This window comes from Mucilaginibacter sp. P25, assembly GCF_050859465.1.
Lineage (GTDB): Bacteria > Bacteroidota > Bacteroidia > Sphingobacteriales > Sphingobacteriaceae > Mucilaginibacter > Mucilaginibacter gossypii.
The window spans coordinates 5,762,530-5,788,052 of sequence record NZ_CP193937.1 but is presented as its reverse complement, the minus strand read 5'-3'; the positions used below and the strand labels follow the sequence as shown (position 1 = coordinate 5,788,052).

The window sequence follows — 25,523 nt, the reverse complement described above, 5'->3', positions numbered from 1 at the left end:
AAAGAGCATATAATAAAGACTGATGGGATCAAACTGAAGCCGGTTTTTAAAATATAGAGATGTCCATAATGATAACAAAACTACCATCAGGTCAATTACCAGGATTAACCATCTTGAATGGAACTTATCCTGGAATAACAAATTTTTGAGGTATATCATAACTGGTTTATTTAGGTATTATCTTAAGCGTATCTGTATAGCGGAAAAAAGTCTACTTCGGCATTTTCTTCAATGCCCTTATCCTGCAAAAGCTTTTGGTACATTTCGGGATTGGCAATATATCTCCATGTTTTAAAGTCAAGATGGAGGTTGGAGAAGGCGCATTTCCAGTCAAAGAGCTTGTCGTTTTTAAATCCAAGGCCACCGCCCAGGTTGTAATATTTCATTCCTTTTTCTCTGCCAATCTGCGTTATGCAATCGGCCAGAAATTTGGTTGGGCTATGATGTAAATATTCTGCGCGGGCACCAACTAAATGGGCTTGAATAATGCCATTTGTAAAGGCTATTATGGTGCTTGCAATTGCAATGTCGTTGTAGTAAACAGTAAGCAAACGGGCCTCATATTCAGAGGTGTTTAATATTTCTGAAAAGTATTTTTCATTAAACAGGTAGTAGCTACTGGCGCCAACGCGTTTCATGTTTTCGGTATAAATTTCGACAAAGGTGTTTAAGCCGTCAGCATTTGTTCTCGTCCTTTACTTTAAACCCCATTTTCCATGCGTGCTTAATAGCATCCATGGTTGATTGCCTGTATTTTTTGCGCTGTTCATCAATAGGCACTGAAAGGTCAAGTACTACCGTTTTTCCGTTTTCGTGAACACCTCCAAATTTCTCCAGTAATTTTTGCTGCTTATAAAAAGGATGAAGTCTTACAAAAACAGATACGTACCTTTCCTTTATAAGGAAATTGTTGAAAGCGCTTTTAAAATTTTCCATCAAGTCCTCATCTATCTCATCAATCCTTTTGTTTGAAAACGGACCCGAAAAACCATATACACAGGTTAGGTCGCTATAATCAGAACCCGGAATTTTTCGCTGCAGTAGGGGGAAGCCGATGTAGGTATCTGACTCCTCATAAATAAATAAAACAGGATCTCCAGCTGTTTCAAGGGAGTGATAATGCCATGTATGATAAAAATCATATTCGGCCGAATTACCGACGTAAAAAATCCATTTATCTTTATTGAGCAGGGTAAAGATCTTAATCATTGAATTAAAGTTTATGATAGTAATTATGACTGTTGATTTTGAAGGCAAACAAATTTACTTTTGGTAATACTCATTGTAATCAAATCATTTACCTTACCTGTAATTTCAAATCCGGCCTTTTCATAAACAGTGATTGCCGCGATATTTGCAGGGTGGACCTTTAAATAAATCTCATCCAGTTCCTTTATTAAAAAGCCATACCGTATCATCTGTACTGTTGCCTGGTAACCAATTCCTTTACCCCAGTAAAGTTTGTTACCAATAAACAGGTGCAGTTCTGCGTCATGATCAGTAATATCAAGCAGTTGGATATTACCTATATATGTATTAAGTTCTTTAACACAAATTGCAAATCTAAGCTGATCGGGCTTGGCCAGCTTTTCACGTAACCAGGCTGTTTCTATTTCCGAACTAATATAATGAGTGGGTTTGTAGCCTGTATAAACCCATATCAATGGGTCGTTACGCCATGCGTAAGATACGGACGCATCTTCTATTACAAGGGGGCGTATGTAAACTGAAATGGTCATAAAAAAGTCTTAGCGTATTTAACATATAAAACATATCCTGAAGGTCATACCGTTGATCGATTGGTAATGGTACTAAGCACCGGGCCAGGTAATTTTCGTTGGTGTTTTTCTTAGTCCACTTAAATACATTAGGCCAGTAGGTAGCAACATATATTTTTTTCTGTATCAGATGTACTTTTAAGTGCCGGTCATTAGTTAAAAAAGGATAAACCAGCGGTACTGTATGCTCATCAGCGGCATCAAACTTGAGCAGGTTAAATTCAGCAAGGTGCTTATGCAAAAAATTAAAGTTTCGTTGCCTTGCAAATACACATTCGTTGTAATTAATGCTTGTAAGTATCTTTCGGGTTAATAACGACATGGACCTGATCTCGTTGTTTTCCAGGTCCTTGCTGTTGTTAATGTAGTCAGAATACCCGGCTTCTATACCTGCGTCTATACTTTTTATGAGGTGCGAAAACCGGTTTACTGAGCTATCTACGGGTAACTTTTTAGTGAGTTTTCTTTTAATGCTTAAGTATGCTCCGTCCGGAACGCCAAAAAACTTACGGCACGAGTAAAATGTATCAATGCCGGCAAGGGGCTCTGAAAAAAAGGCTTGCGAATTATCAATTATAAGATTTTTGATTTTGACGCTAAGCTCTGATGCTTTTTTTGTTTTATACCAAAGTAATTGGTATATAAAAAACAGGCGTCAGGCTCAATCTCAAAATCAATTATGGGATCTAACTGCCGATCAATATGATAAAACTGGTATTGAATGCCTATTCGTACAATTGGTTCAAGCAATACATCGCAGGTGAAATAAGGAATATAAATTTTATGATATTTTTTTTGTATCAGTATGTATTCTAATGCATTACGTCCTGTGTTTAACCTAACCAAATCGGGATAGTATTCATTCCCTTTGGGCAGTTCCAGCTCCAAATACCCGCCTATGGGTTTTAACGCGGCTTTATTTTTTTGCATGACTGTAAATTGAGTGTGAAAAATAAAGTTGTTATCCCTGGTCGCTTTTATACATTCTTAAATGAATGGGCTGATAATATTCTTCCAGGCTTTCTGGGATACGTGAATTATAACCCAATACCTGCCGCTGATCTGCACTAAGCTTATCAATAAAGTCGTAGCCTAATACCCTTGGATAGTCCATTTGTGGTTTAATAAAAGGGCGGGTGAATCCCAGCGTTAACGCCCGGCGTTGCTTAATTGTCTTATTTTCGCCGGCAGCATGCCATATATTGGAGTCGAAAAGGATGATACTTCCTTTTGGTGTTACCGCCCTGTCGGCGGTTTCGTAGAAATAAGTTTCGTTAGGTCTGATATCTGTTTTATGTGAGCCCGACAGGAAATAGGTAGCACCGTTTTCTTCGGTAAAATCATCAAGGGTAACTATCATTTGCACTAATAATTTCGTGTCGCCTAAAAATGTGCGCACATCACGGTGCATGTTACTTACATAAGGATGTTGCTGCTGGGTGTGTATTACAGCATTAAAGCCATTAAGTATATAATTACCACTCAAAAAATAAGCAATCTCATCGGCACAATACATTTTTTCAATAAACGGTAAGCTGAAATTGTCCTTTTCAACAAGGTGGTGAAGTGTGCCGACCATATTAGAGCCTATCCCGTTTTTTTCCTGAATGGCTCGTCGTTTTACGTACCCTTCCTTTAAGTCCTCATTAATAACTGCAACAAAATCGCTGTCTAAAGCATTCTCAAAAATAACCCATCCGTAATCACGCATCGCAACGCGGAAATCTTCAAAGTGCCTGTCTCCGTAGTTAAGTCTATTTCTCATGAATTTGTATTGTTGATTTTCGGCTAATTAGTTCAGGTCCATAATCTGCATCATCATAGCATTTACTTTATGCACATCAAATTTTTCCTTTGCCAAGGCCAGTCCGTTAAGCCCAAAACTGCTGATAGCTTCCTTGTTGGTTATGAAATACTCCATTTTTTGCACAAGTTCGGCTGTGTTTTTTACAGGTATTAAAAATCCATTGCTGTTGGGTGACGTTTCGACAGTTTCCCTGCAACCAACAGAATCGCAGGTTATAATGGCACGCGCCATAGCCATGGCTTCAAGCAAACACCGTGGAATTCCCTCCCGATAGTATGAAGGCAGTACCACAACAGATGAACTGCTTATATATGGTCTTACATCATCAACGGCGCCCAGGTAATTAATTACACTCCGGTGCTTTATTTCCGAAAATAAGTCGGGGTGAATGGCATCGACATTATCATCATAGGATCCGATTAGTTTGAAAGTTACCTGCGGGTGTTTTAGGAATACAATTTGCGCCGCTTCAAAATATTCGCGGATCCCTTTGGCATTGATTAGCCTGGATACCATGATAAAGCTTATATTATTAATATCCGGCCGGGTAGGGGTATAGTAGCTCAAATCAACTCCCGATCCGTTAACTACTGCAGTTTGATGCTTTGCCGATATTATTTTAGAATCAAGCAGCGTTTGTACATCATCTTTATTTTGAAAGATGACAGACAACCCCTGTCTGTTTTTAAGGCTGAACTTAAGTAGTAAGCGTGTAATTTTGCTTGTTAAAGATGTGTTACCGTTAACAAAGTTATACCCAAGACCCGAAAGCATCGGGGTTATTTTTCGCACATCGCCCAGTTTGGCTGCAAGTGTTCCATATATAACCGGTTTAAGAGTGTATGGAAAAAAACATCCGGCTTTAGCTGTTTAATGAGTCGGTAAAGTTTCAACGCGTATTTCAGATCAGATAAGATCGATACATTACTGCCGTTTAGATTGTTTTCAAATAAAACGATGTTTAGCAATGCCAGTTTTGCGCGTTGCTCGGGCGGTATTGCAGGGATAAAAGCATAAACAGTATGTTCTCTCCGCATCAGCTCAACTAATTTACCTCTAAAATCAATCAACGATTTGGCCGAATCGCAGGCGATCAGCACTTTTTTGCTTGCCATGATGGTATAATAAGCAATAGGTTATGAGCGAGGATTTAATTGGGGATGTAATGCCGTTCAAAGACAATGCACCGTTATCGGCGGTGGTATTTTAGTGAACAAGGACCGGCTCGGGCCTGGTGCTTTTAATATGGTAATATTTTTTATACCATGCAATAAATCGCTCAACCCCTGTATGAACAGAAACCTGAGGCTTGTAGTTCAGCATTTCATCTAAATTTGAAACATCGGCACAGGTTTCAGCAACGTCGCCATCCTGCATTGGCATTAGTGTTTTAATTGCTTTTTTGTTCACTTGTGCCTCAATTTCGCTTACAAAATCAAGCAGGTTAACCGGTGCTCCTCTGCCAATGTTAAACACCCTGAAAGGTGCAGATGATGTAGCCGGATCAGGATCTTTGGCATCCCACAGAAAATTGGGCTCTGCCGGCTGATCAATAACATGCATAATGCCTTCAACAATGTCATCTACGTAGGTAAAATCGCGAAGCATATTACCGTTGTTAAAAACTTCAATAGGCCTGCCTTCCAGAATTGCTTTGGTAAAAATAAATAAAGCCATATCCGGCCTACCCCACGGCCCATAAACTGTAAAAAAACGTAACCCTGTAGTTCGCAGGTTAAATAAATGGCTGTAGGTATGGGCCATCATTTCATTGGCTTTTTTTGATGCTGCATATAATGAAACCGGATGATCGGCGATATTATGCTCGCTGAAGGGCATTTTTTTGTTTAAACCGTAAACGCTTGATGAACTGGCGTAAACAAGGTGATTAATCTTGAAATGTCTGCAGCATTCCAGGATGTTTAAAAATCCTTTTACGTTTGTGTCAATATAAACATCGGGATTAGTAAGGCTGTAGCGCACACCGGCCTGTGCGGCCAGGTTACAAACGGCATCAAACTGATAGTTTTGGAATTGCTGCTGCAGATTTTCCTTATCCGTTATATCCAGTTTAATAAACGTATAATTTGGATGTTTTGTGCTGCAAACAGGTTTGTTATAAACCATTCCTGATACTTTTATGCCGGCATCCTGCAATCGGGCGTGCTTTAACTTTACATCGTAATAATCGTTAATATTATCAATGCCTACAACGGTGTCACCGCGTTTAAGTAATTTTTGGGTTAAATGATAGCCGATAAATCCCGCAGTGCCGGTAATTAAAATTTTCATAAATAAGTGAAATTAGGTTTGAATGAAAGCCTGAGTGGAAGGCGTTGATTATTGGTTGATTATAAGCGCGAACGCTTAAATAATGGTAAATGCCTGTATCAAAGAATCAGGAACGGTAACGAAAAAGGCAGGTAGATGTACTTGTTGCAGAATACTTTTGAGTAAGGAGTTTATCAAATTGCGCGCGTTTGAGTGTGATTTGATAAATCTTACTTCATGGTGTAAGTGTATTTTCTCCCGTTTGTAAGTGGATTACTATTGTCTGACGTTGAGAAATACAATGTGTTGCCCCAATGGCTAAATTGTCCCAGTCCAAAATTGCGGATATCACGGTGGGTAGAGTGGGCCGGCCCCAGTTCAACACCATTTTCAAACAGCCTGAGCTTTGAAACAGTTGGAGAGGTGTTTGAATCCCCAATTTCAGGTAAATCATAGCCAATTTTGTAACAAAAGCCGCTATCGACTCTCAACCCTATCAAGCTTATCGATTTGATAGATCTCGTCCTGTGGTGTTGTAACAGGAGGAGTAGTTGTAGGCGGTGTTGTAGTTGGTGTTGGTGTCGGCTGGTCGGCTTTTTTACAGCCGTTAATAGCAGATAGCATGGCTACAATTGTTATTATAGGCAACACAACATTTCGGGTGGATTTAATAATTGTTTTCATAAAATTTTTATTTTAGTTAGTTAAAGTTGTTGCGCTACTATGTATAAGTCAGGGGCCGTTTATACCAGTGCATTCAGTATCGACTTGATGAATATTTCGGGGGTACGGTCCTCTACGTATTGCATTATAAGGTCTTTATGATTGCTATTAGTGCTGAGGGCGGTGTTCACCGCTGTTGTTAACGAGTTTACATTATCGGCTTCAGCCAGGTAAATGCCCGGAATCTCATCGATACCTCCCGCGCAATTTGTGCTGATTATAACTGGGTTCAGGATCATCATTTGCAGCAATACGTTCGGAAAACCCTCTTTGATTGATGATATAACGCAGGCTTTTGCATGCTTAAAATAAGGCATTGGGTTTGCGATCCACCCTTTTAATACTACCCGGCCTTCCAATTTTAATTCACTGATCAGTTTTTGAAGCGAGGTTTGCTCCGGGCCTTCGCCAAATATCAGGAGCTGCAAATTGGGGTGGGAAGCTTTAATTTCATCAAAAGCCATAATTAGTATATCAAAACCCTTTTCAGGGATCAGCCGCCCAGCTGCGCAAATAAATTCAACAGCGACATCGGCGGCGGGCAGTGCTTCTTCGGCCTTTATTAGGTTTTGTTCAATGTCGATCGGGTTTTTCTGAATGATAACCCTTCGCTTGTCGATGTATGGGAGATGCTGTATAAAGCTATCCCGCATGCTGCTGGTTTGGCATACAACCAAATTTGCCCCTGGGTAGCCAAGCCGATACGCTATCTGGTAACTCAATTTTTTTAAACCGCTGTACCTGGTTAAAACAGATGAGCATTCCCTTACTATGAGTTTTGATTTTAAATATCCAATGCGTTTTAAAAAACCAAGGAAAGCATTTAAGTAAGGATGTGTACTAAAAATAATATGATCTGTGCGGTAGGGGCTTAAGCTTTTTATTAACCTGGAAAAGCCACTTAATATGCTTCCGTTGCTCACATATTCAACTTGTTGATCGCTGGGGATATTTAACCCGCCGCTTTCAACTTTCTTTAAAAATAGCAGAGAAGCGTTACTTGCACGGGCGGCTTGTAACAGTACGTTCTCGGCTCCGTTTGCCTTGTTGGTAATTGAAACAAAAAGTAATTTAGGCTTCATCTTGGGCACTAGTTGGGATTATTAAGGCTCTTCAGCTTCCTGATCACTTTTTTAAATGGCCCCATTGCACTCAATACTTTGCGTTTTCCGTCAACAATTAATAATCCATCTTCAAAATTTATAGTATGCAATCCTTCATCATAAGGTGCCTGGGGAAGTAGTTCAAAAGCAGTATGGTATTGAAAATCTGTTTCGGTTATAGTGGTTATTTCATTGATCATTACAGAGCCGCCATAACACCTTTTTGGATTTTGGCTGGGCATATAAAGCTTTTGACCAACAACGAATAACCTGCCTGCCGACCGGCTCACGTTTGACGCCACATTTATCGGGTTTTGTTTATGTGCCTTAAATGGAGCGTCGAGGGTATCGGCATAAAATAAATACAGTACACCGTGTTCTCCCGAAACACTTGTAAAGAGCCAGTATTTGTTGTTGTAATGGATAATGGAACTGTCAACAAATGCCTGGCCTTCCAGCAACACCCTAATCTTTTCAAACTTATAAGGGTTATTCATATCAATTTGATAAAGAGCCACCTGTTTAGCTCTGCCTGTTTCCGGAATACAGTATAGCCGGTTACTGTCAGTGAACATGTGAGGATAAGAGAGGTGTATTTCGTCTTCCATGATGCCATTTACTTTTTCTTGTTTTTGAAATGCATGTCATCGGTCATCATGATCTCGCCTTTTCCCTTCCAGAAATTAAGCTCTTCATAATAGAGATGTAAACGGCCATTGATATTTGCAGTAAAAGGATCGGCTGTATAATCCACTTTATCTTCTGATAACCAATTGATTTTTCCGTTTAGCTGCTGAGTGTGGATAAGGTTTTCGGGAGATTGTGATATATAACCTATATTCCATTTGTCATAACTAAACACTTTGTGAATAAATGAAATGAATGAGGAGATAAGGTCTTTCATAAATCGAATTTTTTTTAAAAAATGACAGGAGTGTTAGTGACATAGGCAGATAGTCGGTTTCCTGCAGCAGGCTTCCGCCAAAACTATCTTTGAATTTGTTGATCTTTAAAAGTTCGGTATCCGATGTATTGTAAGCATAGCCACCCAAATCATATATTTTAAACCCAAGCTGTTTAAAAAAGCGGATATCTTCAAAATGCAGCAGGCGGTTTGCCCGGCCTGTAACAGCCCTTAACTGGCTGTCATTTTCATTTCTGAACAGGGAAGCCGAATGCAATAGCCTTACTCTTTGTGATGAATGATCGCGGATGTAAGCGTGCATAACAATATCCTGATCCTGGTAAACCGCTTTGGTGATAAACAGGTGCGGCTTGTATTTATAAAATTCTTTATTAATTTTTTTCAGGCCTTTGGTAACTGCAAATGCATTGTAAAAGTCAATAAAGGCTTTAATGCCGGTACCCATCACGGTTGATACGCCATCTTTAATGGCCCTGCGTATTTCGTAAGATGTGTTTTTATCAAAATTGGCTTCAATATCAGGTACAGGTACGGTTATATCAATTATTTTGGTAAAAAAATCCTCTTTGCGATATCCCGGAACAGCTTCACTGCTTTTACTTTGTTTATAGTATTTTAACAGGCAGCCCCATAAATTTGGCTTAGCGGCAAACCACACAACTGTGTATGGTACTATACGCATAGCCCTGTTGTTAATCTGGATCATAAGGTTTAGAGTATTTTAAGCTACCTGGTATGTTGAAATTGCTTTTGAACGCTGATCTTTAAGCCATTGTGTATACACAAGCAGTTTCCAGATCTGCGTTGCCCTGTTCCATTTGCCGCTCATGTGGTCGTTTATCATGGCAAACGATTTTTGTACGTTAATACCAGGGATGTTCTTTAACTCGCTGATTGAAAGATGGTCCATTACGTGATCTCTCAATTCGTTTTTAAACCAATGGCTTAGCGGCATTGTAAAGCCGGATTTTGGCCTGTCAAACAGCTGTGCCGGCGCATATTGGTATAGGATATCTTTCAAAATCCTTTTTTGAATGCCGTATTTAAACTTATAGCTGTCGGGCAGGGTTTGAGCAAATGCAATTACCCGGTAATCCATAAGCGGCGCCCTTGCTTCTAACGAAAAGGCCATTGTGCCCCTGTCGACCTTAGTATTTATGTCACCGTTTAAATAGGTCTTGGTATCAAACGCCGACAGCTTTTGAAGCATGCTTGTTGATTTTGACGACCAGATATCCATGAACGGAACCTGCAGGCCAATGTTAGGATTTTCGAGCCATGAGTATTCCAGGCCGCCCAGCATAAGCCCGTAAAGTGATTTAACCTCCGGATTGCAGATCCCCATTGCAATTAACTTATGGCGATAGTTAGGGGAGATGCTAATTATATCGGCTATTCTTTTACGCAGCGCCAACGGGCATTTAAACAGCTGATTAACCATGTTAAACCATTTGTAACGGCTGTATCCTAAAAAGCTTTCATCGCCACCATCACCGCTTAAAACCACAGTAACGTGTTTTTTGGTGTGTTTACTTAACAGCAGGGATGGGATGGCGCTTGAATCGGCAAAAGGCTCATCATAATAGCGGCCGAAACTCTCAATCAGTTCGAGGCCTTCTTCTTTATTACATTCAATTGTATGATGGTCTGTTTTTAAATGATCGGCAATTTTTTGGGCAAAAACGCTTTCATCAAAACCTTTTTCTCTGAATTTTATGCAAAAGGTTTTTACATTGTTATAGTTTTTTGAAGCTATGGCCGCAACAAGTGATGAGTCGATGCCGCCTGAAAGATATACACCAAGCGGCACGTCGGCATGCATGCGTATATCAACAGCGTTAGTAATCAGTCGGGTTAAATCGGCCTGTGCTTGCTGGTATACTCCTTCATAGCGTTCGGCATGGTTTAAGTCCAGTTCCCAGTATTTTCTTGTTCTGAAACTGCCCGTGTTGCAATCAAAACAAAATGAATGCCCGGCCTCAAGCTTTTGGATTTCGTTCCAGGCCGATTTGGGTTCGGGAACGTATCCCCATACAAAATATTCGTTAATAGCTTGTTCATTAATAGTAACATTCCGGCCTATACATATTTGCGATGGCTGGCTGGCAAATTCAAAATCTAAACCATTTTGGGTATAGTAAAATGGTTTTTTGCCAAGCCTGTCGCGGGCGCCAAAAAGCTGGAGCGTGCGGGTGTCAAAAATTACAAAGGCAAACATGCCGTTGAAATGGTTAACACAGTTTTCGCCATATTCAAGATAGGCGGCTGTAATAACTTCTGTATCCGAATCGGTCTGGAATCTGTAACCCAGGGCGGTGAGCTTTATCTTTAAGGTTTTATAGTTGTAGATTTCGCCATTAAATACAACTTTAAGGTGTTTGTAAGTTAAGGGTTGATCTGACCGGTGATCCAGATCAACAATAGCCAACCGGTTATGGCCTAAGGTAACCGGACCATTGTGTTCAAAGCCAGAATAATCGGGGCCCCTGAAATCGGCCCTTGCCAGTTTTTGAAATATGATGTTATCGTCATACCTCACTGTTGATCCGTAAATGCCGCACATAAAAAAACGTTAGGGGTTAATAGTTTTGTTTAATTAGCAAGCAGGGTTTCATATTCCATGCCTATTTTCTCGAGACTAAAGCGATCAACGATATCGGCTTTGATATTAGGATGCTGCCAGGTTTGATTGCATGCCCTGATAATTTGATGGCGTAGTGTGCAAAGATCATTTTGTTCGGCTATAAAACCGTTAAAGCCTTCCCTTATCAGTTCGTTAACCCCGCCAACTCTGAATGTAACTACCGGAACGCCTACCGACAGTGCTTCGAGCACTACATTAGGGAAGCCTTCGGTAAATGAGCTTAAAACCAGTAAGTCATGCTTAGAAATAACATCGGCAACATTTTTAATTTCGCCGATGAACTTCACGCGTTCGTTGAGGCCAATATTTTGTACCTCTGCTTTTAAGGTATCCATCAGCGGGCCCTTGCCGGCTATAGTTAGAACATAGTTTTGAGGTAGTGCTTTCATAACCTCAAGCAAGCGAAATAATCCCTTCTCTTTGATGAGCCGGTTAACTGCAATAAGCCTCTTTAATCCTGAAATTTGATTTTGAGGTTTTATTGCGTTCGTTATAATAACCGGGTTATGAATAACAATAAGCTTGTTTAGGTTAATATTATAAAACCGGGCTATGGATTGCTTCATTTCTTCAGACTGGCAAACTATTGAGTTAAAGCGCACAAACAAAAACCTTGAAAAGTAATTGTAAAAGCGGGATTTAAATTCGTAAAACTGCGCCATTTGTTGCGGATTGTTAGATGCCCTGGCTATTAAATTAGGCACTTTAACAAACATTGAAACAAAGGCTACCAGGATATTAATATGATCAGTAGTTGAAAAAACAGCGTATGGTTTTTCATCTTTCAGCAGCTTGCGAAGTTTAAAAAATGAGCATGAAGCTTTTATTGTTTTCAGGTTTAAAAATCTGATACCTGCTATTTCTGTTGAGAAACTGCACTCGTCTCCATTAAGTAACACTACAACTACCTCATAATCGGGCTTGTTGAAATATTGCGATAGCAGCCAGTAAACACGCTCAGAACCACCTGTACCAAGGGAACCAAGAACAAGGAAAATCTTCTTTCTCATTATAAATAAAAATCTGGATCAAGTTTTAAGCGACAGCTAATTCTTCCTGCACTGGTTCGGTTTGTTTTACGGGGTCTTTTAACCTGTTGTAGTGTAATACGGCGAAATAAATAAATATAGTAGGGCCGTCCACGCTCATCAGCCACCCGTTATGCGACAGCGCATTTAATGAAATTGCTATGAATGTGAAAAATATAGCTACATAAATTGCACTCCCTTTATGTTTTACGTTTTTTATAGTTTGCCAAAACAGTCGGACAGTTTTGTAATATATGGCCCATAGCAACCCCAGCCCCAAAAACGGGCCGAGCAGGGTAATAAACATCAGGTAGGCATTGTGCGATGACAGGCCGAATGTAAACAAGGGGTTTCGGTAAGTTACGTCGTTCCAGGTTTTGCCATAAAATATAAGCCCGAAAGGATAATCTGCAAATATTTTAAGGTTTTCGGCAGCCATGTCGGCCCTGTTAAAATCATTGGCCTCTTTAGCCTGATTTTTTGACAGGATGTTGTTTTTATCGTCAGTGTTATCTTTTAATACATAAGTGTACAAACCAAAACATATGATCACTGTAGCTGCAACCAGGAAAACGGCTCTATAGCGATAGTAAATAAACAGAAAGAGCGTTACACCGGCTCCAAAGCTTATAAATGCCGACCTGTTCATGCCGAGGTAAATGCAGGCAACGCAGGCTGCTAAAACCAAAACCCTTACTATAAGATATTGCCCTGTGGTACATGAGGCAATGAAGGCAAACGTTGTAATGGCCACAACCTGGTATCCGAAGTTAAATTGTGTTACTGCCAGCCCTGCAGGGCTTTGTTTAACCGGTTCGCCCAAAAGCATGCTCCTGATCGGGTCAATGGTGCCTGCCATGCTGTGATCAAGTACCATAATGATCATAGAGCACATGAGCAAAAAGAAGAACATTAATATTGAAGCGTAATAGCGCGATTTATTTGCACCTACAAAATAATTAAAGTATAACGAACATGGTATTATAGTAAGGAGAATGGCAAAAAAGGTAATATAATTGCTCATCCCTACTACCTGGTATAAAAAAACGCCGATTAAAAAAATTATTAACTCCTTGGTATAGCCGAAATCCAGCAAAGGTTTTTGCACAAAGAATAGCAGCATGCAAAAAATTACAGGCGCAGGAATCCTCAAAGTATCTGTCATGAAAATGTTAAAAGCAAGTGTGTACAGATAGAAGAGCATTAAACCGTAAAAGAGGCACTTTTTAAGCAGCATAATAAAGTGGTGCTATTGAAAAATTCGTTTTATTGTAGAAAATATAATCTTCAGATCCATGAGAAGATCCTGGTTGTCAATGTATTCGAGGTTCTTGCTGATCTTTGATGGAACTATTACCTTGATATACATATCTTCAGGATCATCGCTGCCGGCCAGGATATCATTTTCATCAAAATATTTGATAGATGCCCAGTCTGTTACTCCTGGTTTAACACTTAATACCCTTAGTTGAGCTGGTGTATACAGGTTTACATATTTCCGTACTTCGGGGCGCGGGCCAACAAAGCTCATGTCACCTTTTAACACGTTTAGTAATTGCGGCAGTTCATCAAGTTTATATTTCCTGAGCCAGTAACCAACACTGGTGATCCGGTAATCTTTACTACCTATGGTTAGTAATCCGGCCTTGTCCGAGTTTATGTACATGGTGCGGAATTTGAACAGTTCAAACTCATTTCCATCTTTCCCAACCCTTGTTTGTTTATAAAATGCGCTTCCCCTCGAATTTATTTTAATAGCTATGGCAATTAAAATAAACAATGGCAGCAACATTATCAGTGCTATAAGTGATATGCCAATATCAAAAAGCCGTTTAATCATAACTCTATTTTATAATTCAACTTTTGCAAGTTCTTTACATTCTTCCAGCACAGAGTTTACTGAGTTTATTACCGTAGTAACTATGAAATCAATCTGCTCGCCGGTAAGTTGAGGATAAATGGGCAATGAGATTTCATTTGCGTAAAGGGCATAAGCTGATGGATACTGAGCTATCTTATAACCCAGATCTTTAAAAAGAGTAAGCATTGGCAGCGGGGTAAAATGTACATTGGCCATGATCCCTTCAGCCATAATGCTTTCAATTATATGGTCACGCTGTGCCTCTGATATGCCTTTGATGCGCAGGGCAAACAAGTGGTAGGATGATTCCCTTTGCTCGTTTTTTAGTGGTGGTTCAATAAACCAGTCCATCGATTTGAACCTGTTACAATATATGGATGCAACATGCTTGCGCATAGGGAGCAAGCTGGCTTCATAATTTCTGAGTTGGCCGAGGCCTATTGCTGCACAAATGTCGGGCATGTTGATTTTGAGGCCCATAAACAGGATGTCGTATTTCCAGCCGCCGCCATTACTTTTGGTAAAGGCATCTTTGGTTTGGCCGTTAAGAGTATATAGTTTTAAATACCGGTGTTCCTCGGCCGGATTAAAGCAGGCAGGCAAATTGATGCAGATACAACCTCCTTCGGCTGTAGTGATGTTTTTCACCGCGTGAAAAGAAAATATCGATACGTCACTATACTTTGCTGCCGGTAATTCATTTATGGTTGCACCGATTGAGTGCGCTGCATCGGCAATTAAGAGGATCCTACCTAAAATCTTTTGCTTGGGACTTTCAGCAACAAATAGTTTTTTAATTTCAGGTTTATTGATAATCGCCTTTAATTCTTCGTAGTTGCATGGCCAGCCGGCTATGTCAACAGCAATAATTGCTTTTGTTTTTGGGGTTATTGCTTTGATTGCAGCTTCTGTGGAGATGCAGCAATCGTCATCAACATCAACTATCACCGGCGTAGCCCCGCAATGCAGTACACTTAAGGCGGTAGCACAATAGGTGTATGCTGGTATGATAACCTCGTCGCCTTCCTTTATGCCGAACCATTTCAGCATTAGGATAGCTCCTGATGTCCAAGAGTTTACGCAAACAGCTGCATCCGAAGCTGTAAGCTGCTTCATTTGCTGTTCAAGTGCGGCTACTTTGGGTCCGGTGGTTATCCAGCCAGAGTTAAGCGTGTCCATAACCTCGTTTATAACAGCCTGGTCAATGTAAGGTGGCGCAAAAGAAATTTTCATATCAGGTTTAATAGAGTTAGTTTCCGGCGGGGACCCGTTCCAAAAAAGCGATTGCTTTTTGAGCGTAATCACGGGCTAATCGTTTATAAATGCAATATTTTTCGGCAAGGGCATCTGCCCAGGTATAATTTGAAAAATCGAGGTCATCCAATGAAACAAAAACGTGATGGTTTTTTTCTAAGAAAATTTCAAGCTCAGCAAATGTTTTGTCAGAACAGGTTTCGGGATGATAATTGAATGTCCAGGTGTATTTTGTTTTTTGTTCAACTTCTGATAGTTGAACAGGTACCCAATTAAAGCCAAATCTTACATAAGGTGACTTAAGCAGGCCGTCACTTATTATTTTAATGTTGGTGTATTCGTGTAAAGCAAGCAATGTATTACGGTCAAAAGTATGTGCAGGGGCAATAAAAACAGTGGGGTTGATATTTTCACGTTTGAAAATTTCGGCCGCTTTTCTTATTTTTTCTTTTTGTGTTTGCAATGGTAAGCCTGCAAATTCCGACCGGTTATTCATCTTCAGTAGGCCGGAGTTGTGATTTATGTAATAATGATCAAAACCGTGCATGCCTATCACATAATTTTTATTTTGAAGTTCGCGCACCAACTGCCAGTAGTAAGGATTGAAATTACCGCAGGCTTTTAACTTTGGGTCTTTATTTGCCGGTATAACAGCAATTATGGGTTTTATGTCATACTTGTCAAACAGGATGAAGAAACGCTCCCATTTTTGGAGGTTATTTGTCGGGCATAAATCATCCAAACGAATTAAGTACTGTAGCATATTAACAGTTTGATAGTTTTATAAAGCTGGTTGGCTGTTTGTTAGTTGTGCCGCTGTTGCAGTTGCAGCAATGTGCTTTTTGATTAACGTTTCCCATTCTCCCAGGATCTTATCGGGATGGTTGGTTTGAGATATTACGCGGGCCTGATTTCCAAGAGTTGTTTTTAAAACTTCGTCGCCGGCCAAGCGGTGCATTGCATCGGCTAAATCAATTATTGACCCTCTCTTTACCAGTATTCCATTTTTGCCGTTATTGATAATCTCCGAAGGTCCAAAATTGCAATCAACTGCTATAGAAGGGCATCCGAAGCTCATAGCCTCAACTAAAGCGTTGGGATATCCCTCGTTGCGCGATGGCAAAACAAACATTTCGGCCTGGTTATAATAATCCTGGAGGTTGTTTTTGCTGCCAGGCAGCAACACCCGTTCTCTTAACCCGAGATTAAAGATCTGGCAAACAAGGTTAGCGCGTTCTTCGCCATCGCCAACGATTATCAGATCGACGTCGGTAAGGCCTGATTTTGCATAGGCTTCAATAAGGATATCAAAGCCTTTTACATAAGCCAAACGGCCAACCCCCAAAATAAACCTCCGATGGTGAACCTTCTCCTCTGACGGTAATGGGAAAATAGTAACAGCATTTGTTATGCGCACGATATTAGTGAGTACTTTAAAGTCTTTATCCTTAAGCAGGCAGTCCTCTACTCCTTTAGCACTTACTACAACTGCTTCGGCTCTTTTATATAAGTTTAAAGCCAGTTGTTTACGTAAATAGTTAAACCTGATAACACTTCTATCGGGCGAAGTGCGCTCTGAAACAATGTAAGGCACCCGGGTTAACCAACAGGTAATGCCAGTCCAAACATTGGCGGATGTAATGAACGATAAAGCGCACACCGGTTTTTGAGTCCGCAATAACTTGATAAGTTTAAAAAAAGTTTCGGCAATATGATACAACCTGTAAATAAATGAGCTTTTTTGACGGTCAGTTAGGTAAAATACCTTAACATCGTCATCAATTTCATATGCTGGAACATCATTGTTTAAAGAAATAAGTACCGACTGGAAGTTGTTTTTATTAAAATAATTAGCAAGCGAAATGATAACTCTTTCTGCTCCTCCGCCTTTAAGCGACGGAATAATGAAAAACAGAACGGGTTTTGAAAAGGGGGCGGCTTGTATGTTCATGTTAATGTTAAATGCGCTGGCAGTTATAGGAGGTATTTTACCGTATCGTACGCTTTACGAAACCGCTTGTTTTGTAATTCAAAAAGCAGATAGCGTTTTATATAAAGCAGCAAAAGTCTTTTTTTAGCGATCGCGGAGTATGTGAAATTTTTGATGATTAAATTGAAATCACTTATAACCATTTCCATACGTGCTTTGGCGTTGATCATGCTCCATACGCCGCCCTCATGATTGCGGTAACAGCTCATTACCTCGGGTATTACGTAAATTTTACCGCCAGTATGCTGAGTGGCCCATAGCTTAAACATTTTATCTCCGGCAAAACATTCAAAAAACCAGGGGGCAGTGAATAACTGAAGGGTTTCGGGAATATTGCGATAAACAACTGTTGCCGTTTTTGTTTCTTCCTGTTTCCCCGCCAGCAAATCGGCATATGTATGTATCAGTGGTGTTGGGTTAGGGTGTACGTAAAGTGTTTTGTTATTAACGTTTATCACTTTGTGGTAATGGCAGCAAATAACGAAGTCGGCATTGTTTTCTAAAAAATCAACCTGCTTTTGCAGTTTATATTCATTTATCCAGTAGTCGTCGCCCTCGCAAAGAGCTATGTACCTGCCCCTGCACTGTGTAACACAATTAATTAAGTTTTTATGTGTGCCTAAATTGGCAGGGGAGGCTATAAGCTTGATCCTGCCGGGATAGGTTTCTGAGTAAAATTTAATTATTGACTGGGTTTTATCTGTCGAGCAATCGTCGCCAATGATGATCTCAAACTTAAAGTTGGTTTTCTGCATCAAAAAGCTTCGGATAGCCTCGGAAATGAATTTTTCATGGTTGTAAGTAATACAGATAATACTTACCATTATTTCATCATCATTCATACCGTTCCATTTACATTCGCCGCCCTAACATTTATTTCAGATTCAATTTTATCAGTCACCAGTGTGCCAAAATGTTTCGGTTTAAAGTTGTTGTCGAAGTTTTGTGCACGGAGCAGTAACCTGCAAATAAGGTCAAGATCTGACAGCGATAGCGTATGGTATAAGGGAAGGCAAACCACCCTTGAAGCTATCGAATCGCAAACAGGCATTGGTTGGCTTTTTACGTATGGCAATGATGATAGTGAGGGGTAAAAATACCTCCTGCAATAAATCTGTGCTAACTCTAATTTTGCTTTACTTTGATGCATCAGCGCCTCTGTTTGAAAAACGACCGGGAAATATGCATAATTGTAATCCTGTTCGTTTTCAAGTTTTTGAAACTGAACATTCAGGTTTTCCAGGCGCTGCAGATATTGCTCATACAAATACTTTCTTTTTTAAGTATCTCGTCAACATGGCGCAGGTTGCATAAACCCATTGCTGCGTGAAACTCGCTGTTTTTGGCGTTGATGCCTTCCTCCGAGAAAGTATCAACACCTGAATATCCGAAGTTGCGCATCAGTGCCATGGTTTTTAATAACTCCGGATCCTGGGTAAATACAGCGCCGCCTTCGATTGTGTGATATAATTTGGTTGAGTGAAAGCTGGTTACACTGATGTCGCCATATTCAAATATGGAGCGGTTTTTATAAAAAGTACCGAAGCAATGTGCGGCGTCATAGATCACCTTAAGGTTATGTTTATCAGCAATAGCCTGTATGGCTGTTATATCGCATGGGTTACCGAATACGTGTGTTGCCAGTATAGCCGATGTGTTGGGTGTGATGGCCGCTTCTATTTTAGCCGGATCAATATTCAGTGTCTCAGGATCGATATCCACAAATACAGGTTCGCAACCCTGCCATACTATGGTGCTTGTAGTAGCAACAAATGAAAATGGCGTTGTGATAATTTCTCCGCTTAAGTTAAGTGCTTTGATGGCCAGTTGTAAAGCTATTGTACCGTTTGTTACAAACAGCATATGACTAACGCCCAGGTATTGCTTTAACTTTAATTCGAGCGTGTTTACAAGGGGCCCGTTGTTAGTGAGCCATTGCCTTTCCCAGATACTTTTAACATAGGCTCTGAATTCCTTTTCGGCAGGGAGAAATGGTTTGGTTACTGGAATCATCTTTTTAGGATTAATTGGTTAAAATCTTTAATAGCGGAGAGCTTAATTAACAAACTGGCACTATAATAAACCGCGATGAATACTATGAGTAATATGCCAATTTGCATAGTTGGGATGAAAAAATCATTGATCACCAACTTGTCGAGGAAATAACAGCAGAGGCCAATGCCTCCGGCTAACACCACTGTAGGCAAAATATCTTTTATTTGCTCGGTAACGGGGTAGTCAATTAAACGCCCGCTGTAAATAGAGTTGATATAATAGGCTATTACATTAAAAAATAATTGGAAATATAACAAGCCATAGATGCCGAAGGGGATAAAACACAGGATCCCGACAACGCTCAAAACTTTTTTAATAACTTCCAACTTTAAAAACAGCGCGCTTTGCCCCATCACTTTCAGCACATTTAAGTTGTATGAGTGCAGGGGATACATGATACCTCCAATACACAGTAACTGGAAAATAGGGACGGCCGGTAACCACTTGTCTGTTAGTAAAATATGAAACAGTGGTTTGGCAATGATACACAGCATGATGAGTGCCGGTGCATTCCAGAATACTACCTGTTGCATGAGTCGTTTATAAACATTTTTTAACTGTACCGGGTCGTCTGATATTTCGGCAAACATTGGGTAGGTAACCTTATTTATAGCAGCTGAAATGTTACTTATCGGTAATTGGCTTATCGAATCGGCCCGGCTGTAGTAGCCAAGCTGGGCTGCCGAAAAGAACTTACCTATGATTATCAGGTAAATGTTTTGATAAACGGTATCAATTAAACCCGATAATGTCATTTTATAACCAAAATGAATGTGTTTCTTAAAGCATGCTTTATCAAAGATCAGCGCTGGTCTCCAGCTTGAGGTGATCCAGTGTATGGCTGTTGATAAAAATGAGGTGCATAAACCCATCCAAACAAGGCTCCAAACGCCGTATCCTAATTTTGCAAGTATGATGCCTAATATTCCGCCGCCAATAGCCGATGGGATTTGAATGTTAGTTTGTTTTTTAAACTTCAGATCCTTAACCAGCAAGGTGCTTTGTACACCAAAAAATGCGTTTATGATCAAAATTAAGGTGTAAACCCGCACAACAGAGGTTAACAACGGTTGATGATAAAAAGCAGCGATAAGCGGCGCTGTTATAAAAAGTATCAGGTAAAGGATACTGCTGCCAATGATATTAAAATAGAAGACGGTTGAATAATCGCGCTGATCGGCATCGGTTGTGCGGATCAGCGAAGCAGTAAGGCCGCCATCCAAAAGACTATTGCCTACCGATATAAAAAGATACAGCATAGCTATCAAACCGAATTGTGATGGCTCCAGAATCCGTGCCAGAAATATGGATATGCCAAAGCTTACCACTTTTGAACTTAATTGCTGCCATAGCGCCCACACTATGCCAGATACCGCTCTTTGTTTATAGCTCATAATTTTTAAAGCCGGGCGTTAACAACCTCTTCCGGTAAAAACGCCTTCAGGTCATACAATACGGCATTAGGTTTGCAAAGCGCTTTTACATTCATTTCTTTAAACTCCTCATGGGCAACCGCAAGTAAAACCCCATCATAGGTACGGGTTTTTGATTCGCCGTTTTCGCAGATGATGCCATACTCTTTTTTAGCATGTGCCGCGTTGGCCCAGGGATCATGGATATGCACTTTTACCTTATACTCCTTCAACCGTTTAACAATGTCTATCACACGGGTATTCCTTACGTCGGGGCAGTTTTCTTTAAATGTGAAACCAAGTATAAGCACCTCACTATCTGTTATTGAAGTACCGCGACAAATCATCTGTTTAATAAACTGATCGGCAACATATGCACCCATAGAGTCGTTGATACGCCGACCAGCCAAAATAATTTCAGGGTGATAACCTGCTTCCTGGGCCTTTTGTGCAAGATAATATGGGTCAACCCCGATACAGTGGCCGCCAACAAGGCCCGGGCGAAAATTCAGAAAGTTCCATTTAGTGCCCGCTGCCTCCAATACTTTATGGGTATCGATACCCAGTTTATTAAAGATCATGGCCAGCTCGTTCACAAATGCAATATTTATATCGCGTTGCGCATTTTCAATTACCTTGGCAGCCTCAGCTACTTTTATCGAATGCGCTTTAAATGTGCCGGCTGTAATAATTGATTGGTAAAGCTTATCTACAGTTTCGGCTGTTTCCGGAGTAGAGCCTGATGTAATTTTGCGGATTTTTGAAACGGTATGTAATTTATCTCCGGGATTGATCCTTTCAGGCGAGTAGCCTGCAAAAAAATCAACATTATAGGTAAGCCCCGATACTTTTTCTAAAATAGGCATACATTCATCTTCTGTTACCCCAGGATATACGGTTGATTCGTAAACTACGATATCATTCTTTTTTAACACTTTGCCTACAACCCTGCTGGCATTTATTAACGGAGAGAGATCCGGCCGGTTATTTTTATCAACAGGGGTTGGCACAGTTACAATGAATATGGAACATTGCTGTAGTTTTTCAATTTCATCAGTAACGTATAAACCGGTTGCGGTTGTGCAAACAGGCGTAATTACTGCATTTAATTGGTCAGAGTCGATCTCTAAAGTGTGGTCAATGCCCAATTTGAGCTCATTAATGCGACTTACATTAATATCATAGCCAATAACTTTGTATTTTTTTGCAAATTCAACGGCCAGGGGCAAGCCTACATAACCAAGACCGATAATGCCTAATTTAGGTTGGTAATTCTCAATTTTCATGATTTCTGCTGATGTTATGAACTGATAAGTTTTGGATTGAAACACGTGTTACCAAAGCGCAATTGATGGTTTCAAAAATCATTAATACATTTTTGCCCTGTATCTGCAGCACCTTACCCATTTGATTTACAAGAGCGCCATCTTTTATTTTAACTGTATCACCAACAGTGAGGTTGTTAAGGCTCACAATTTCCATGTCTTTGTAGCGTACAAGATTTGTCCTGATCTCGTCTATTACGTTGTCCCTCACTACAGCAGGTTTACCCATATAGTAAACAAAGCCTAACGCCCCCATTACATAAAGTGCCCTTGACTGCTCATAAGCATCGACATGAACAAATACGTAGGAGCTAAACAGAGGGACACTGATCTCCTTTTTCCTGTCAGACCATTGGCTTACTACATCTCTGACCGGGCAATAGCATTCAATGCCATTTTGCTTTAAAAGCTTGTCCACCTTTTTTCCCATCGGGGCTTGGTGTAAATAACAAGCCATTTTTTTTCATGATAATTTGTCATGCGAAATTGCGGTGTTCTTAATTGGGTTTCCATAAAATGAATAAAGTTGGATCGGGGAATTAATAAGGGCTTATTATAGCTTCGCCAACTCACTCACATGGCGCAAGTGATGATGGTTTTAAAAAATAGTATTTGAAAATTACTAACCTGGTTATCTGATTTATTACAGACGCAGCCTGTGTTGGCTGTGGCTCCGCCAATCCAGTCACATGGTTAGGCGGTTAATAAAAAATAATCGAACTAATGGTTTATAATATTCGCCGGTTTTTCCCGTTTATTATAGAATATAACAGGCGTTCTAGTCTCTCTGCGGCTTCGCCAATCCAGTCACACTGGTCAGGCGGTAAAAAGGCAAGCTAACGGCTTATAAAGTTCTCCGGTTTTACCCGGTTATTGGTTCATAACAACTGCAACTTATGTTGCTTACGGCTCCGCCAATCCAGTCACATGGAACAGCGGCGATCAAATAAACAGTCTAACTAAAAGTTTAAAACACAAATTAGCATTAACCTTATACCATTGTAAAAATGATGGTTATCAACTGCCATATGCTGATGCGTATCCATAACCGCCATAGGCATAGGCCTCCCGGTTTTCTTTTTTCGCATCGTTAAACACTACCATAAGGTTATTTAGTTTATCATTATCATAAATATCTCTGAGGATACTTAATTGCTCGGTATTAGTATAGTTATACCGTACAATATAAATACTCAACTCGGCGTATTTGGCCAGGCTAAAAGCGTCGGCAACGGCACCAACAGGCGATGTGTCAAGTACGATATAATCAAACTCAGTTTTGCACCAGTTAAAAAGCAGGTCAAGCCGTTTATCTGACAATAGCTCGGCAGGGTTAATTGCTTTACTACCGCTCCCCATTACAAAAAGGTTATCTGATTCATTATAGGCCTGGATGCATTCGGCCGGTGAATTGGTGTCACCCATTAAAAAATCTGTAATGCCTTTGGTTTGCTCCATGTTGATATTTTTAAGCAAATCGGGCTTACGCAAATCAAACTCCATAATTAATACGCGTTTATTGAGCATGGCAAGCGTTAAGCCCAGGTTGATGCTAAAAAAGGTTTTGCCTTCGCCTTTCATAGACGATGTAACAAGCATCGTTTTGTGCTGCGTTCCCTGGTTCAGGAAGCCAATATTGCTCCTGATATACCTGAATAGTTCTGAAATGTTGGTATTGCTACCGTTAGAAATTACTACCGGGCTTTGACCTTCGTTATTATGGCATAATTCGCCTAGGATCTTTACTCCCTTTATATTCAACAGGCTTGACTGATTCCTGATTTTCAGGCTAAATTTATCTTTCAGGAAGATGAAAATTCCCGGTATGAACAACCCGGCTATAATAGCGAATAAATAGGTGAGTTGTTGCTTAGGAAATTCAGCTATCGGATTAGCGGCAGGTTTATCAATCAATTGCGATGAAGGAATTGTAGCTGATAGCGACAACGCTGTTTCTTCTCTTTTTGCAACAGGTACTGGTATAAATTAGTTTTTACCCCCTGTTCACGGCTCCGCTGCAAAAGCCCCCGTTCAAGCGACGGGACAGAGCGGATGCGGGAGTCATACTGTGCAGAATTTTGACTAAGTAATTTGTGGCTAATAGAAAAGCCTTTTTTAATATTATTGAGATTTTCCATGATATTTACGCGAAGGCTGGCTATCTGGCTGCTCAGGTTTTGAATAAGAGGGTTGGCTAGGTTTGCGCTGCCCAGCATGCGGTTCCTTTCCAATTGCAGGTCGTTGAAACGGCTAACCAGTGTATTTAACGCCGGATCTTTCAATCCCATGGTACTGGGTACAGCATCATATTGGTTAGCCGAGTTTTTTAAATATGCTTCAATGGAATTCACAATACCCAACTGAGTATTTGATTCTTCAAGCAGTTGATTATATTCCGCAGATTTTGTCAGATTTACCTGTGTGCTTGCATTGATCTCTGCAGCTCCATTCCTTTGCTTGAAAGTTTCAATGTCACCTTCGGTGTATGACAGGTCCTGTTCTAAATCATGTAATCGTTTATCAATGAATAATATGGTGTTTACGGCTGTAACGTTTTTCTTAACAACGTTTTCGGCATTATAGGTAGATATGATGTTGTTAAGAATATCAATCCCTCTTTCGGGCACAGCATCAACCAGGCTTAAGGTTAAGGTGTTTGATTCTTTAACTACAGGGTTAACCTGTAATAATCCAGCGCTGTAAGCTGCTGCCAGCCCGGTAAGGTTTTTAAACTGGATCAGTATAGGGGTTTCGTTATCTGCACGGGCCGGGCCTTTTTCTACTTTAAAGGAATAATCCTTGTGATTAACCAGTTGGTTATAGCTGTAAATCCATGTTTTGGTTTCCTCTTTTAACAAAAACTTACTTTGTGAATATGGCTGGATATATAGTTTTTTCAAATAGCCGGTTTTCCCTATTCTCTTTATCGTAACGGTGAAAGGCAGCTCATTACCATACAGTTCTTTTACTTTAAAGCCGCTTTCATCAAAATAGGAAGTTTCCAGGTTAAGTTTTTTGAATACGCTATAAATCAAATCTTTTGATCGCAATACCTCCATTTCATTATCTACGGTTTTAGTTTCCTGAAACATGTTCAGGTCACTGAAAGCAGTAGCTTTTAAAATACCATCGCCTTTTTTATCATCGGGGATTTGCAGTGTACTTGTTATTTTATACAGCGGGGTAACATAGTTAAGGTATGTCCAGGCTGCTGCAAAACAGATAACCATGCTTATCAGGAATAAATACCAGCCATTTAAATAAGGCTTAACGTTGTTCCTGAACTTGTTGCCCGGCAAAGGTTCTTTTAAAATAAAATTGTTATCCATGTCAGCTATTCTTAGGTA

The 25,523-nt window shown here is 40.2% G+C and carries 27 protein-coding genes and 1 pseudogene; all 28 read right to left on the bottom strand.

Translation table 11 applies throughout. The annotated features are described in order from the left end of the window. Positions 1-182: 182 nt before the first annotated feature. Positions 183-638 (bottom strand): GNAT family N-acetyltransferase, encoded by a 456-nt coding sequence (locus ACRQ5D_RS29125; protein WP_432327457.1) that lies wholly within the window; start codon positions 636-638, stop codon positions 183-185. A gap of 37 nt (positions 639-675) precedes the next feature. After that, entirely contained in the window at positions 676-1,209 is a 534-nt protein-coding gene (locus tag ACRQ5D_RS29120; RefSeq protein ID WP_432327456.1) for a hypothetical protein, read from the bottom strand. 23 nt (positions 1,210-1,232) lie between these two features. Next, positions 1,233-1,739 (bottom strand): GNAT family N-acetyltransferase, encoded by a 507-nt coding sequence (locus ACRQ5D_RS29115; protein WP_090526775.1) that lies wholly within the window; start codon positions 1,737-1,739, stop codon positions 1,233-1,235. Positions 1,740-2,351: 612 nt separating this feature from the next. Continuing rightward, positions 2,352-2,708, bottom strand: coding sequence for a hypothetical protein (locus tag ACRQ5D_RS29110; RefSeq protein ID WP_432327454.1), 357 nt, complete (start codon positions 2,706-2,708; stop codon positions 2,352-2,354). Positions 2,709-2,739: 31 nt separating this feature from the next. Beyond that, complete coding sequence (locus tag ACRQ5D_RS29105; protein ID WP_091162526.1) at positions 2,740-3,543, bottom strand: phytanoyl-CoA dioxygenase family protein; 804 nt, start codon at positions 3,541-3,543, stop codon at positions 2,740-2,742. A gap of 27 nt (positions 3,544-3,570) precedes the next feature. Next, positions 3,571-4,377: a glycosyltransferase gene (locus ACRQ5D_RS29100; RefSeq protein WP_431198583.1), complete on the bottom strand. Its 807-nt coding sequence runs from the start codon at positions 4,375-4,377 to the stop codon at positions 3,571-3,573. Continuing rightward, positions 4,365-4,700, bottom strand: coding sequence for a hypothetical protein (locus ACRQ5D_RS29095; protein ID WP_431198582.1), 336 nt, complete (start codon positions 4,698-4,700; stop codon positions 4,365-4,367). Before ACRQ5D_RS29095 ends, ACRQ5D_RS29100 begins: the two co-directional genes overlap by 13 nt. A gap of 91 nt (positions 4,701-4,791) precedes the next feature. Next, positions 4,792-5,877, bottom strand: a complete 1,086-nt coding sequence (locus tag ACRQ5D_RS29090) for an NAD-dependent epimerase (RefSeq protein WP_091162528.1) — start codon at positions 5,875-5,877, stop codon at positions 4,792-4,794. Between the two features lie 209 nt (positions 5,878-6,086). After that, positions 6,087-6,356 carry a hypothetical protein gene (locus ACRQ5D_RS29085; RefSeq protein WP_432327451.1) on the bottom strand — a complete coding sequence of 90 codons (270 nt, stop codon included), beginning with the start codon at positions 6,354-6,356 and terminating at the stop codon, positions 6,087-6,089. Next, positions 6,334-6,507, bottom strand: coding sequence for a hypothetical protein (locus tag ACRQ5D_RS29080; RefSeq protein ID WP_432327450.1), 174 nt, complete (start codon positions 6,505-6,507; stop codon positions 6,334-6,336). Before ACRQ5D_RS29080 ends, ACRQ5D_RS29085 begins: the two co-directional genes overlap by 23 nt. 92 nt (positions 6,508-6,599) lie before the next feature. Beyond that, entirely contained in the window at positions 6,600-7,661 is a 1,062-nt protein-coding gene (locus ACRQ5D_RS29075) for a glycosyltransferase (RefSeq protein WP_091162529.1), read from the bottom strand. Between the two features lie 8 nt (positions 7,662-7,669). After that, complete coding sequence (locus ACRQ5D_RS29070) at positions 7,670-8,290, bottom strand: glucosamine inositolphosphorylceramide transferase family protein (protein ID WP_432327448.1); 621 nt, start codon at positions 8,288-8,290, stop codon at positions 7,670-7,672. 8 nt (positions 8,291-8,298) lie between these two features. Continuing rightward, on the bottom strand, positions 8,299-8,586 hold the full coding sequence (locus ACRQ5D_RS29065; protein ID WP_432327446.1) for a hypothetical protein: 288 nt from the start codon (positions 8,584-8,586) through the stop codon (positions 8,299-8,301). Beyond that, positions 8,537-9,313, bottom strand: coding sequence for a hypothetical protein (locus tag ACRQ5D_RS29060; protein ID WP_432327444.1), 777 nt, complete (start codon positions 9,311-9,313; stop codon positions 8,537-8,539). Before ACRQ5D_RS29060 ends, ACRQ5D_RS29065 begins: the two co-directional genes overlap by 50 nt. Positions 9,314-9,328: 15 nt before the next feature. Continuing rightward, the gene (gene asnB / locus ACRQ5D_RS29055) at positions 9,329-11,170 is read right to left on the bottom strand and encodes an asparagine synthase (glutamine-hydrolyzing) (protein WP_091162531.1); all 1,842 of its coding nucleotides are present in this window, start codon (positions 11,168-11,170) and stop codon (positions 9,329-9,331) included. A 29-nt stretch (positions 11,171-11,199) separates the two neighbouring features. Continuing rightward, entirely contained in the window at positions 11,200-12,261 is a 1,062-nt protein-coding gene (locus ACRQ5D_RS29050; protein WP_091162532.1) for a glycosyltransferase, read from the bottom strand. 25 nt (positions 12,262-12,286) lie between these two features. Then, positions 12,287-13,444: an O-antigen ligase family protein gene (locus tag ACRQ5D_RS29045; RefSeq protein ID WP_176844336.1), complete on the bottom strand. Its 1,158-nt coding sequence runs from the start codon at positions 13,442-13,444 to the stop codon at positions 12,287-12,289. A gap of 84 nt (positions 13,445-13,528) precedes the next feature. Next, positions 13,529-14,119 (bottom strand): sugar transferase, encoded by a 591-nt coding sequence (locus ACRQ5D_RS29040; protein WP_091162534.1) that lies wholly within the window; start codon positions 14,117-14,119, stop codon positions 13,529-13,531. Between the two features lie 9 nt (positions 14,120-14,128). Further along, positions 14,129-15,373 carry a DegT/DnrJ/EryC1/StrS family aminotransferase gene (locus ACRQ5D_RS29035; protein ID WP_091162535.1) on the bottom strand — a complete coding sequence of 415 codons (1,245 nt, stop codon included), beginning with the start codon at positions 15,371-15,373 and terminating at the stop codon, positions 14,129-14,131. Positions 15,374-15,389: 16 nt separating this feature from the next. Then, positions 15,390-16,157 carry a DUF2334 domain-containing protein gene (locus tag ACRQ5D_RS29030; protein WP_432327440.1) on the bottom strand — a complete coding sequence of 256 codons (768 nt, stop codon included), beginning with the start codon at positions 16,155-16,157 and terminating at the stop codon, positions 15,390-15,392. 18 nt (positions 16,158-16,175) lie between these two features. After that, positions 16,176-17,345, bottom strand: a complete 1,170-nt coding sequence (locus ACRQ5D_RS29025) for a glycosyltransferase (RefSeq protein WP_091162537.1) — start codon at positions 17,343-17,345, stop codon at positions 16,176-16,178. 23 nt (positions 17,346-17,368) lie between these two features. Next, on the bottom strand, positions 17,369-18,226 hold the full coding sequence (locus ACRQ5D_RS29020) for a glycosyltransferase family 2 protein (RefSeq protein ID WP_256337316.1): 858 nt from the start codon (positions 18,224-18,226) through the stop codon (positions 17,369-17,371). Then, positions 18,223-19,397 (bottom strand): annotated as a pseudogene (locus tag ACRQ5D_RS29015) (DegT/DnrJ/EryC1/StrS family aminotransferase). Before ACRQ5D_RS29015 ends, ACRQ5D_RS29020 begins: the two are co-directional and overlap by 4 nt. After that, positions 19,394-20,833: a lipopolysaccharide biosynthesis protein gene (locus ACRQ5D_RS29010; protein ID WP_091162539.1), complete on the bottom strand. Its 1,440-nt coding sequence runs from the start codon at positions 20,831-20,833 to the stop codon at positions 19,394-19,396. The pseudogene ACRQ5D_RS29015 and the gene ACRQ5D_RS29010 overlap by 4 nt, the downstream one beginning before the upstream one ends. A 5-nt stretch (positions 20,834-20,838) precedes the next feature. Next, the gene (locus ACRQ5D_RS29005; RefSeq protein ID WP_091162540.1) at positions 20,839-22,137 is read right to left on the bottom strand and encodes a nucleotide sugar dehydrogenase; all 1,299 of its coding nucleotides are present in this window, start codon (positions 22,135-22,137) and stop codon (positions 20,839-20,841) included. Beyond that, on the bottom strand, positions 22,127-22,606 hold the full coding sequence (locus tag ACRQ5D_RS29000; RefSeq protein WP_431198575.1) for a UpxY family transcription antiterminator: 480 nt from the start codon (positions 22,604-22,606) through the stop codon (positions 22,127-22,129). Before ACRQ5D_RS29000 ends, ACRQ5D_RS29005 begins: the two co-directional genes overlap by 11 nt. Before the next feature lie 587 nt (positions 22,607-23,193). After that, positions 23,194-24,090: a polysaccharide biosynthesis tyrosine autokinase gene (locus ACRQ5D_RS28995; protein WP_432327437.1), complete on the bottom strand. Its 897-nt coding sequence runs from the start codon at positions 24,088-24,090 to the stop codon at positions 23,194-23,196. Continuing rightward, complete coding sequence (locus ACRQ5D_RS28990) at positions 24,087-25,505, bottom strand: GumC family protein (RefSeq protein WP_432327435.1); 1,419 nt, start codon at positions 25,503-25,505, stop codon at positions 24,087-24,089. The genes ACRQ5D_RS28995 and ACRQ5D_RS28990 overlap by 4 nt, the downstream gene beginning before the upstream one ends. Between the last annotated feature and the right edge of the window lie 18 nt (positions 25,506-25,523).